Here is a 383-nt window from a genome sequence, read left to right as displayed (position 1 = left end):
GGCCGTGGTACAGGAAGCCGGTTTGCGTGAGCAATTACAGATTACCCAGTCGCAGTTGCTGGCGAACCGTCAGCTAGCAGACTTGACCCGTCAGCAAAAAGCGCTGGGTGTGGCATCAGCGGCGGATGTCGCAACCCAAGAGGCAGCACTGGCTCAGGCTGAAGCCAGTGTAGTACCTGTGCAGCGTGCACTTGATCAGCAGCGTGGTCAGTTAAGGGTATTGCTGGGCTTGCTACCCGGCGATAAGCTGCCAGTGGAATTTACACTGGCGCAACTGCAATTGCCTTCGCAATTACCATTGAGCGTGCCGTCTGAATTGTTAGAGCGCCGTCCGGATATCCGTATCGCGGAAGCACAGTTACAGGCTACGAATGCGCAAGTTG

Annotated in this window: 1 protein-coding gene; it reads left to right on the top strand. The window is 55.9% G+C overall.

The window, feature by feature from the left end:
• Window positions 1-22: 22 nt before the first annotated feature.
• A partial coding sequence (locus KDM89_RS20260; protein WP_212689670.1) for a TolC family protein occupies window positions 23-383 on the top strand: 361 nt, incomplete at its 3' end.

This window comes from Cognatundibacterium luofuense, assembly GCF_018139685.1.
Taxonomy (GTDB): Bacteria; Pseudomonadota; Gammaproteobacteria; order Burkholderiales; family Burkholderiaceae_D; genus Undibacterium; species Undibacterium luofuense.
This window is presented reverse-complemented; position numbering and strand designations above follow the sequence as displayed.